This window comes from Methylobacterium sp. WL18, from assembly GCF_008040015.1.
GTDB classification, from domain to species: Bacteria; Pseudomonadota; Alphaproteobacteria; order Rhizobiales; family Beijerinckiaceae; genus Methylobacterium; species Methylobacterium mesophilicum.
This window is the reverse complement of record NZ_VRVD01000118.1, coordinates 1-9,992: the sequence shown is the minus strand read 5'-3', so window position 1 is coordinate 9,992 and position 9,992 is coordinate 1. Positions and strand designations below refer to the sequence as shown.

Below are 9,992 nucleotides of genomic sequence, written 5' to 3'. Positions count from 1 at the left end.
CCGAATGCCTCGCTGCCCGGGGGCTGGCCCGGGTGCTGCCGGAAGCCGCGCTGAGCGCGGAGACGCTCCTGCACGCGGTGGACGCACAGCTCCGAGCCACGCCGCCGGGGCCGCACGGGATCGATCTCGGCGGTACGGCGCGGACGGTCGCGATCGTCGAGGATCTGTTGCGGGCGCTCGCGGTGCCGATCGAAGCGCGGGTCCCCTCTCCCGTGCGGGAGAGGGACAGGGTGAGGGGTGCGTCTGCTCCGGAAGGACCTGTCCCCACACCCCAACCCTCTCCCGCACGGGAGAGGGGGCATGTCGCGGATGGCACGGGTGAGTCGGTGAGCCTCGCCGCCTCCGGGGATCAGAAGAGCGGCCACCCACGCGCTCCCTCCCCCCTCTGCGGGGGAGGGTGGCCCCTGCGTCAGCAGGGGTCGGGCCGGGACGAAGTCCCGCAAGAGGGGAACCCGGCTTCAGGACACAGCGGAGCCAGTGTGAAGGCCATCGCCTCATCCTGCACCGTTGCTCCCCTCTCCCGACCCCCTTCGGGGGCCACCCTCCCCCGCAGAGGGGGGAGGGAGAGCGTGCGGTTTGGCGTTATCGCCCTGCGGGAAGCTCTGGACGAAGCGGCCGCAAGCAGCCGGCGCGTGCGGTTCTGGTGGCGGGACGACGATGTCGTGGCGGCGACCCCTGCCCTCGACCGGCTGATCGCCCTGGCCGAGGCGCACGACGCGCCGCTCCTGCTCGCCGCGATCCCGAGCGGGATCGAGCCGTCCCTCGGGGTACGGCTGACCTCGGCGAAGTCCGTGCGCGTCGCCGTGCACGGACTGGCCCACCACGATCACGCCCCCCCGGGCGAGAAGGCCGCCGAGTTCGGCCCGCACCGCCCGCTCGACGCGCGCGTGGCGGATGCCGCCGCCGGGTTGCGGATTGCCCAGGAGCGGTTGCCGGAGGCGCTGCTGCTGCCGGTCTTCGTGCCGCCCTGGAACCGGTTCGCCCCGGACCTCGCCGCCGCCCTGCCGGGACTCGGCTATCGCGGGCTCTCGGCGGTGCCGGGACCGGCGATCCCGGGGCTCGTCCGGGCCGACGCCACCCTCGACCCCATCGATTGGCGCGGCACCCGCTCGGTGCGCGACCCCGACGACCTGCTGCGCGACCTCGCCGCCGGCATCACCCGCGATCCGTCCCGCCCGGTCGGCCTGCTCACCCACCACCGCGTCCACGACGCGGCGATCTGGGCCTTCGTGGCCGACCTGCTCGCGGTCCTCCGCGACCATCCGGCCGTGACATGTCTCGATCCCCAAAGCCTATTTTCCGGTGCCATGGTGGAAACCGGCGCTGTGGCATCTAATCTTCCGGTCTCACCCGCTGCGAGGACAGGTTGAGCCCGCTGTTGTCCATCCTCGACCTCGCGGTCACCTTCCGCACGGAGACGGGACCGTTCGCGGCGCTGCACGGCCTGTCGCTCGACGTGATGCGCGGGCGCACCCTGGCGTTGGTCGGCGAATCCGGCTCCGGCAAGTCGGTGACCGCCCAGGCGATCATGGGCATCCTGCCGAGATCGGCCGCGATCGCCGGCGGACAGATCCTGTTCCGCGACGGGCCGGCGGAGATCGACATCGCCCGGCTGGACACCGAGGGCTCGGCGATGCGGGCGATCCGCGGGCAGCGGATCGCCATGATCTTCCAGGAGCCGATGACCTGCCTGTCTCCGCTCCATACGATCGGCGACCAGATCGGCGAGGCCCTGCGCATCCACACCGGTGCGGACCGCCGCGAGGCCGACGCGCGCACGCAGGAAGCCCTGGCCCGGGTCGGCTTCCCGGACCCGAAGCGCGCCTTGAAGACCTACCCGTTCGAGCTGTCCGGCGGCCTGCGCCAGCGCGCCATGATCGCCATGGCGCTGATCCTCGAGCCCGCCCTCCTGGTCGCCGACGAGCCGACCACGGCGCTCGACGTCACCACCCAGGCGCAGATCCTCGCCCTGCTGGCCCGGCTCCAGGACGAGACCGGCATGGCGATCCTGCTGATCACCCACGATCTCGGGGTGGTCGCCAACATCGCCCACGACGTCGCCGTGCTGTACCGCGGCCGCCTTGTCGAGGCCGGCCCGCGCGAGACCGTGATGCGGGCGCCCGGCCACGCCTATCTCCGGGCCCTGCTCCACGCGGTGCCGCGGTTCGACATGGCGCCGGGCGAGCGCCTGACCCCGATCCGCCCGGCGCGCGCCGAGATCCCACCGGTCCAAAAGCCGGCGCAGCCCGCCGGGCCGCTGCTCCGGGTCGAGGGCGTCAGCAAGAGCTTCACCCTGCGGGCCGGGCGCCTGTGGCAGAAGCCCCGGATCGTCCGTGCCGTCTCCGACGTGTCGCTGAGCCTCGCGGCCGGCGAGACCCTGGGGCTGGTCGGCGAATCCGGCTCGGGCAAGACCACGGTCTCGAAGATGATCATGCGGGCGCTGGCGCCGGATTCCGGCAAGATCCTGTTCGATGACGGGAGCGGCCCGCGGGACGTCCATAAGCTCTCCGGCGACGCGCTGTTCGCCTACCGCCGCACGGTCCAATTCGTGTTCCAGGATCCCTACGCGTCGCTCGATCCGCGCATGACCGTGCGGCAGATCCTGTCCGAGCCCATGGAGATCCACGGCGTGCCCGCCGCCGAGCGGCGCGCGCGTTGCCGGGAGCTGATGGCGATGGTCGGCCTGGAGGCCAGCGGGCTCAGCCGCTACCCGCACGCCTTCTCGGGCGGGCAGCGCCAGCGGATCGGCATCGCCCGCGCTCTGGCGCCGCGGCCGAGCCTGCTGGTGCTGGACGAGCCGGTCTCGGCGCTGGACGTCTCGGTGCAGGCGCAGATCCTGAACCTGCTCAAGGATTTGCAAGCGGCCCTCGGGCTGTCCTACCTGATCGTCTCCCACAACCTGGCAGTGATCGACTACATGGCGGATACGATCAGCGTGATGTGCCGGGGCCGGATCGTCGAGGAGGCGCCCCGCGCCGCCCTGTTCCGCCGCCCGGTCCATCCCTACACGCGGGCGCTGCTCGCCGCCGTGCCGGACCCGAGCCTCGACCGCCCGCTCGACTTCGCGGCGATCACCGGCGACCAGAACGACCCGACCCGCTGGGCGGAGCCCTACCGTCTCGGCCCCGACGAGGCCGGCGCGATGCGGGCGATCGAGGCGGGCCACCGGGTCCGGTTCGGTGCCGCCCAGGACGCGGAGGCCGCGTGATGCAGGGCCGCCCGCCCGTGATGCTCGAACGGCTGCGCCGCAAGGTGCTGTCGCCCCTGTTCGACCGCCTCGGCTACGACCTCGTCCCGGCCGCCCCCGACTGGAGCCACCGCCCGACCTCGCCGCGCGAGGTGACGATCCTGCTCGAATCGGCCGCCGCGATCCTGGAGCGGGATCTTTCCGCCGCCGGCCTCGCGCCGGACGGCGATCTCCTGGACTGGGTCCGGGAGTTCTGGGAGCTGATCCCCACCGCCCCGGTCCGGCAGCGCCGGGGCGGCAGCGGCTTCAACGGCGCGCTCCAGCTCTACGTGGCGATGCGGGCGCTGAAGCCGGATGTCGTCATCGAATCCGGGGTGTTCCGCGGGCTCACCACCTGGGTGATCCGCATGGCGCGGCCCGGAGCCCGGATCTTCTGCCACGACCCCGACCTGTCCGGGCTCCAGTATCGGGACCCGCAGGCCCGCTACAGCACCGCCGACTGGTCCACGGTGGATTGGTCCGGCATCGATCCCGCGGTCATGGTGGCGTTCTTCGACGACCACGTCGCCCAGGGACGCCGGGTCGTTGAGGCGCAAGCCCGCGGCCTGACCCGGCTGCTGTTCGACGACGACGCCGCCGGCCACCGGATCCACGCCCATGGCGGCCCCGCGCACCCGACCATCGCGATGATCACCAACCCCGATCCCGGCTCCGAGCCGATCCGTTGGACCCGCAACGGCCGCCCGTTCGAGCAGCCGGCCAACGATCCGCTGGTGCGCAAGGCCGGCCGGCTGATCGCTCGCGCGCACGCCTTCGACGACCTGCACCGGGCAACGGGGTATTCGCCGGCGCGGCTGACCTACGTGGCGCTGCATCCGGTGGCGGGGGGCGGGTCGTGAGCGATTTCGAAACCCGCGACGGCCACCCTGCTCCGCTCGGCGAACGCTTGGAAGCCCACGCGTCCGAACCTGCCGCGGGTCCCCTCTCCCGTGCGGGAGAGGGACAGGGTGAGGGGTACGACTTTTCCGGAAGACCCTGGTCCCTCACCCCAACCCTCTCCCGCACGGGAGAGGGGGTAGGTCGCGACTCGCATGAGCCGAAGTTCAACCGTGGTCACGCGGGAAGCGGCGTCTCCCGCCGCGCCCTGATCGCGGGCCTTGGTGCTGCCGCGCTACTCTTGCCACCGCGCAAGGCACTCGCCGACACCCCTCCGACCGACGCCCCCGCCCCGCCCGAAAAACCCTTCGTGATCGACCTCGCCGCCCGGGGCCGCCGCACCGGGACCGCCGGCGGGACGATCCGGACGCTGATCGCGAAGGCCCGGGATGTCCGCTACCTCTCGGTCTACGGCTACACGCGGCTCGTCGGCTACGATGCCGACCTGCAATTGCGGCCCGACCTGCTGGAGCGGATCGACGTGGACGGCGGGGTCTTCACCTTCACCCTGCGCCAGGGCCACCGCTGGTCGGACGGGCACCCGTTCACCAGCGAGGATTTCCGCTACTACTGGGAGGACGTCGCCAACGAGAAGGCCCTGAGCCCCGAGGGGCCGCCGGTGTTCTTCCTCGTGGACGGCAAGCTCCCGAAGGTCGAATTCCTCGACCCGGTGACGATCCGCTTCAGCTGGGACCGGCCGAACCCGATGTTCCTGCCGGCGCTCGCGGCGCCGCGCGATCCGCTGATCTACCGGCCGGCGCACTACCTCAAGACCGTCCACGCCCGCTACCTCGGCAAGGAGGCGGCGGACGCGAAGGCCAAGGCGCTGAAGCTGCGCGGCTGGGCGGCCCTGCACAACCGCCTCGACGACAATTACGAGCTGAACAACCCGGATTGCCCGACCCTCCAGGGCTGGGTGCCGCGGACCCGCTCGCCGGCCACGCGCTTCCGGTTCGAGCGCAACCGCAGCTACCACCGGGTCGACACCGCCGGGACCCAGCTTCCCTACGTCGACACGATCGTGATGGACGTCGCCTCGCAGGGGCTGCTGGTCGCCAAGACCAATGCCGGCGAGGCCGACCTGATGTTCCGCGGCCTGTCGATGCCGGACATCCCGAGCCTCAAGGAGGGCGAGAAGGCCCACGGCTACCGCACCAACCTGTGGCCCGTGGCGCGGGGCTCCGAGATCGCGCTCTACCCGAACCTCACCACCCGGGATCCCGGCTGGCGGGCGCTGAACCGGGACGTGCGCTACCGGCAGGCCCTGTCGCTCGCCATCGACCGGCGGACGCTCAACAACACGCTGCTGTTCGGGCTGGGCACCGAGGGCAACGACACGATCGTGGCCGACAGCCCGCTCTACACGCCGGAGCTGCGCACGCTCCACGCCGGCTACGACCCGGCCGGGGCCGCACGCCTGCTCGACGCGATCGGGCTCACCGGCCGCGACGGCTCCGGCATCCGCCTGATGCCCGACGGGCGCGCCATGGAGGTCGTGGTCGACAGCGACGGCGAGGCCGAGATGGTGCTGGACGCGCTCCTGCTCATCACCGAGTTCTGGCGCGAGGTCGGCATCCGCCTCGTGACCAAGCCGCAGGAGCGGACCAACCTGCACCGCCGCTCCATCGCCGGCATGACCGTGATGGTCGCAGCCCAGGGCCTCGACCTCGCGGTGCCGACCGCGATCATGCCGCCCACCGAGCTGAGCCCGGCCCAGCCCGAGCACTATGCCTGGCCGCTCTGGAGCGCCAACGTCGAGAGCCGGGGCAAGTCCGGCGAGGCCTGCGACGTCCCGGAGGTCCAGCACCTGCTCGACCTCGACCGGGAATGGCGCCACACCGACGACGCCGCGCGGCAGGCCGCGATCTGGCGCGAGATGCTGATGAACCACGCGCAGAACACCTGGGTGATCGGCACGGTGGCGGGCGCGCTGCAGCCGGTGGTCGGGGCCGACCGCCTCGCCAACCTGCCCGGGCGCGCCCTGTACGCCTGGGATCCCACGGCGCTCATCGGCGTGCAGCGCCTGGACGAGGTGTTCTGGGACAAGGGCGCCGACACGCGCGCGGAGGTCCGGTGATCGTCCAGATCCTCCGCCGCATCGTCACCATGGCGTTGACGCTGCTCGTCATCTCGGCCCTGGTGTTCCTCATCATCAAGCTGCCGCCGGGCGACTACCTGACCAATCGGATCATGGAGCTGCGCGCCAGCGGCGAGGCGGGCTCCGTGGCCAAGGCCGAGTTGCTGATCCGCCAGTACGGGCTCGATCGGCCGGTCTGGGAGCAATACCTGATGTGGATCGGCCTGATGCCGGGGCCGGTCGGGTTCTCCGGGCTGCTCCAGGGCGATTGGGGCTGGTCGTTCGAGTACGACAAGCCGGTGGCGGACGTGGTCGGCGACGCCCTGTGGCTGACCCTGCTGATCAACCTGACCGCGGTGGTCTTCGTCCACGTGGTCGCGATCCCGGCGGCGATCTATTCCGCCACCCACCGGCACACCTTCGGGGACGCGGTGGTGACGCTGCTCGGCTATGTCGGGCTCGCCGTCCCGGGCTTCCTGCTGGCGCTGATCCTGCTGTTCTACGCCAACCGCTGGTTCGGCCTGTCGATCGGGGGGCTCTACGATTCGGCGCTGACCAACCAGCCCTGGGACTGGACCAAGATCCGCTCGCTCCTGGCGCACCTGGTGGTGCCGACCCTGGTGATCGGGCTGGGCGGCACCGCCGCGATGATCCGCCGGATGCGGGCGAACCTGCTGGACGAGCTGGCCAAGCCCTACACGGTCACCGCCCGGGCCAAGGGCCTGCCGCCGATGCGGGCGCTGCTGAAATACCCGTTCCGGATGTCGCTCAACCCATTCGTCGCCGACATCGGCAACCTGCTGCCGCACCTGGTCTCCGGCTCGGTGCTGGTCTCGCTGGTGCTCAGCCTGCCGACGGTCGGGCCGCTCCTGCTCGATGCGCTCCGCAGCCAGGACCAGTTCATGGCTGGGTTCATCCTGATGTTCGTTGCCGGCCTCACGCTGGTCGGCATGCTGATCTCCGACCTGATCCTGGTCTGGCTCGATCCGCGCATCCGCATGGGTGCGCGGTGACCGGCCCGCGCACCGCCCACTTCGTTGATCCGGCGCCGTTCGAGCCGCACGCGGTGGGCGAGAACCCCGCCGGCAGCGCCTCGGCCTGGCGGCTGATCGTCCGGAAGTTCCTGCGCCACCGGATCGCCGTGGCCTCGGCGCTGATCCTGCTGGCGCTCTATGCGACGGTGCCGTTCGTGGAGATTCTGGCGCCCTACGGCCAGGCCCGGCGCAACGGCGACTTCCTGCACGCGCCGCCGCAGGGCGTGCACCTGTTCCACGACGGCCGCTTTCTCGGGCCGTTCGTCTATCCCTACCGGGCGCATCTGGACCTCGACACGTTCCGCCGGGACTACGTCGTGGATGCGTCGCAGCCGCAGCCCCTGCGCTTCCTATGCCGGGGCGACGGCTATGCCTGGCTCGGGCTGATCGCCACCGATCTCCACGTCGTCTGCCCGCCGGAGACGGGCACGCTGTTCCTGCTCGGCACCGACCGGCTCGGGCGCGACCTGTTCTCCCGCATGATCTACGGGGCGCGGATCTCGCTCACCATCGGCCTGGTGGGCGTGGCGATCTCCTTCACGCTCGGCATGCTGTTCGGCGGGATCGCGGGCTATTTCGGCGGGGTGGTCGATGCCGGGGTGCAGCGCCTGATCGAGGTGGTGCGCTCGCTGCCCGAGCTGCCGCTCTGGCTCGCCCTGTCGGCCGCCCTGCCGCCGAACTGGAGCCCGCTGCTCATCTTCTTCGGCATCACGGTGATCCTCGGCCTGCTCGACTGGCCGGGCCTCGCCCGGGCGGTGCGCGGCAAGCTGCTGGCCCTGCGCGAGGAGGATTTCGTCCAGGCCGCGGAGCTGATGGGCGCCTCGCCGGCCCGGGTGATCGGCCGCCACCTGATCCCGAACTTCATGAGCCACCTGATCGCCTCGGCGACCCTGTCGATCCCGACCATGATCCTGGGCGAGACCGCCCTCTCGTTCCTGGGGCTGGGCCTGCGCCCGCCGGTGACGAGCTGGGGCGTGCTGCTCAACGAGGCGCAGAACCTGGCGGCGGTGCAGCTCTATCCCTGGCTGCTGCTGCCGGTCCTGCCGGTGCTGGTGACGGTGCTGGCCTTCAACTTCATGGGCGACGGGCTGCGGGATGCGGCCGATCCGTATCATTGAGGATGGGTCGGGGCGACGCGCGGGCGGCCCCGCCTACATACGAGGACTGTCATCGATCCGGTGATGCAGGATGCGCGTGACCGCGATCGCGTCTGATCCACCGATTCCCTCGACGACACGGTGTTAGCCGTGCTTCCACGTCTGGCGGCAAAGCCCCAGATCCCGGAGATGCCACGGCGCGGGGCGGCCGAAAGCCGGACGTGAGCTGTCGCTCGACAGTTCCGGGTTAGACGTTGGACTCGGGATCCCTGCTCTGGGCGGAAGGCTCGGTCGTCTTCTAAAGAAGGCTTGACCCGTGCCTCGACACGCCGTCATCCCGGGGCCGCGCAGCGGAGCCCGGGATCCAGAACCATCGGCGTGCCAAGTTCTTGCACCGACAGCGTTTCTGGGTTCCGGGCTCGCCTGCGGCGCCCCGGAACGACGGTGCGGGTTATCAGGTATGGGGGATCAACCCTCGGAAGATGTATCGTCCAAAGCGCCCGCCCTCCACCTGCCGATCGATGAACCGCGCAAGGTGGTCGCCGTGCGAGTCCGAAGTGTTCCGGGACATGGATGATCCCGCAGGGCCGAAAATGTACCGGAACTGGGTACCTCTCGAGGACCGGTCGTCGCGCTGCGCCATGCCGGAATAAGCCGTTAGGCCCGACGAAGCGCAGGCATTCGGGACGGTGACCCTTCCAACCTGTCGTTTGGCAGAATGGCATGACCGGTCGAGTCCTGCCGGTCGACCTCGCGGAGCAAAACCGAGGATCGAACCGCCCTCGGGTCGCTGGTTGAGCAATTTTGAAAAAAACCGCTCAGCATGTGTTCAGTACGGAACAGTCTTAGATGGGACCAATCCGCCGAGCATAATCTCGGCGGATCCGCTCATCTTCATCGCGTCGCGGCAGGGACGCTTCGTTATCACCAGAAGCGCGACGTGAACCATCGATATTCGGAAGGATCATCCATGCGTATCGTCGCCTGTATCGCTGCCCTCATCGTTTCAATGGCCGTTCCCGCCCTGGCCCAGGACTTCCAAAGGCAGCGCGAGCTCAACATCCTGAAGGACATCGAGTCCAGCCAGCGGAAGCAGCTTGAGCTTGCCCGCGAGCAGGCCCGGCGAGACAGGGACCGCGCTCGGCGCGAGGAGAATGCGTACATCAACGCGCAGCGCGACGCGCGGAGCGCCCGCCGCTTCGATCGGCACTGATCGACGGCCCGTCCATCGAAATACCGCCCTACCCCGCCAGCGGCAGCGGCGCGATCCGGGCCGGCGCGCCGGCGCTCTTGCGCTCCAGCAGCCCGGGCGGCGGGACCGGCGCATCGATCGTGCAGATCACGCCGGTCTCCTCGTAGGTCAGCGCCACCTCGCCGGCCAGCTCGCGGGCGAGGCTGCGCTCGATCAGGCGGGAGCCAAATCCGGTACGCGTGGGCTTCTTCACCGGCGGACCGCCGCGCTCGGCCCAGCGCAGGTACAGGCGGATCTCCGCCTCGCGCCGCACCGTCCAGGAGATCTCGACCGTGCCGCCCTCGACCGAAAGGGCACCGTACTTGACCGCGTTGGTGCCGAGTTCGTGCAGCGCCATGGCGATCGACAGGGCGAGCCGCGGCGGCAGGCGCAGGGCCGGGCCGATCACGGCGAAGCGCGAGGCGTGGCC

Annotated in this window: 9 protein-coding genes; 7 read left to right on the top strand and 2 right to left on the bottom strand. The window is 70.7% G+C overall.

What is annotated here, in order from left to right; all coding sequences use genetic code 11:
* The first annotated feature begins 569 nt into the window (after positions 1 to 569).
* The 6 genes from FV228_RS11510 to FV228_RS11485 all read left to right on the top strand — a co-directional run bounded on the left by FV228_RS11510 (position 570) and on the right by FV228_RS11485 (position 8,352).
* The gene (locus FV228_RS11510) at positions 570 to 1,370 is read left to right on the top strand and encodes a polysaccharide deacetylase family protein (RefSeq protein WP_187277705.1); all 801 of its coding nucleotides are present in this window, start codon (positions 570 to 572) and stop codon (positions 1,368 to 1,370) included.
* Positions 1,367 to 3,208, top strand: coding sequence for an ABC transporter ATP-binding protein (locus FV228_RS11505; RefSeq protein WP_147854750.1), 1,842 nt, complete (start codon positions 1,367 to 1,369; stop codon positions 3,206 to 3,208). The genes FV228_RS11510 and FV228_RS11505 overlap by 4 nt, the downstream gene beginning before the upstream one ends.
* Positions 3,208 to 4,086 carry a hypothetical protein gene (locus tag FV228_RS11500; protein ID WP_147854751.1) on the top strand — a complete coding sequence of 293 codons (879 nt, stop codon included), beginning with the start codon at positions 3,208 to 3,210 and terminating at the stop codon, positions 4,084 to 4,086. The genes FV228_RS11505 and FV228_RS11500 overlap by 1 nt, the downstream gene beginning before the upstream one ends.
* Before the next feature lie 278 nt (positions 4,087 to 4,364).
* Positions 4,365 to 6,200, top strand: coding sequence for an ABC transporter substrate-binding protein (locus FV228_RS11495; protein WP_246693886.1), 1,836 nt, complete (start codon positions 4,365 to 4,367; stop codon positions 6,198 to 6,200).
* Positions 6,197 to 7,213, top strand: a complete 1,017-nt coding sequence (locus FV228_RS11490; RefSeq protein ID WP_147854749.1) for an ABC transporter permease — start codon at positions 6,197 to 6,199, stop codon at positions 7,211 to 7,213. The genes FV228_RS11495 and FV228_RS11490 overlap by 4 nt, the downstream gene beginning before the upstream one ends.
* 53 nt (positions 7,214 to 7,266) lie before the next feature.
* Positions 7,267 to 8,352: an ABC transporter permease gene (locus FV228_RS11485; protein ID WP_246693887.1), complete on the top strand. Its 1,086-nt coding sequence runs from the start codon at positions 7,267 to 7,269 to the stop codon at positions 8,350 to 8,352.
* Positions 8,353 to 8,785: 433 nt separating this feature from the next.
* Here FV228_RS11485 and FV228_RS11480 read toward each other — a convergent pair whose 3' ends face one another.
* Positions 8,786 to 8,902, bottom strand: a complete 117-nt coding sequence (locus FV228_RS11480) for a type II toxin-antitoxin system ParD family antitoxin (protein WP_147854747.1) — start codon at positions 8,900 to 8,902, stop codon at positions 8,786 to 8,788.
* Positions 8,903 to 9,301: 399 nt separating this feature from the next.
* Here FV228_RS11480 and FV228_RS11475 point away from each other — a divergent pair, with 399 nt between their 5' ends.
* Positions 9,302 to 9,544, top strand: coding sequence for a hypothetical protein (locus FV228_RS11475; protein ID WP_147854746.1), 243 nt, complete (start codon positions 9,302 to 9,304; stop codon positions 9,542 to 9,544).
* 28 nt (positions 9,545 to 9,572) lie between these two features.
* Here the strand turns inward: FV228_RS11475 and FV228_RS11470 are convergent.
* Positions 9,573 to 9,992: sensor histidine kinase (locus tag FV228_RS11470; protein ID WP_147854745.1), on the bottom strand; the 420-nt coding region annotated here is incomplete at its 5' end.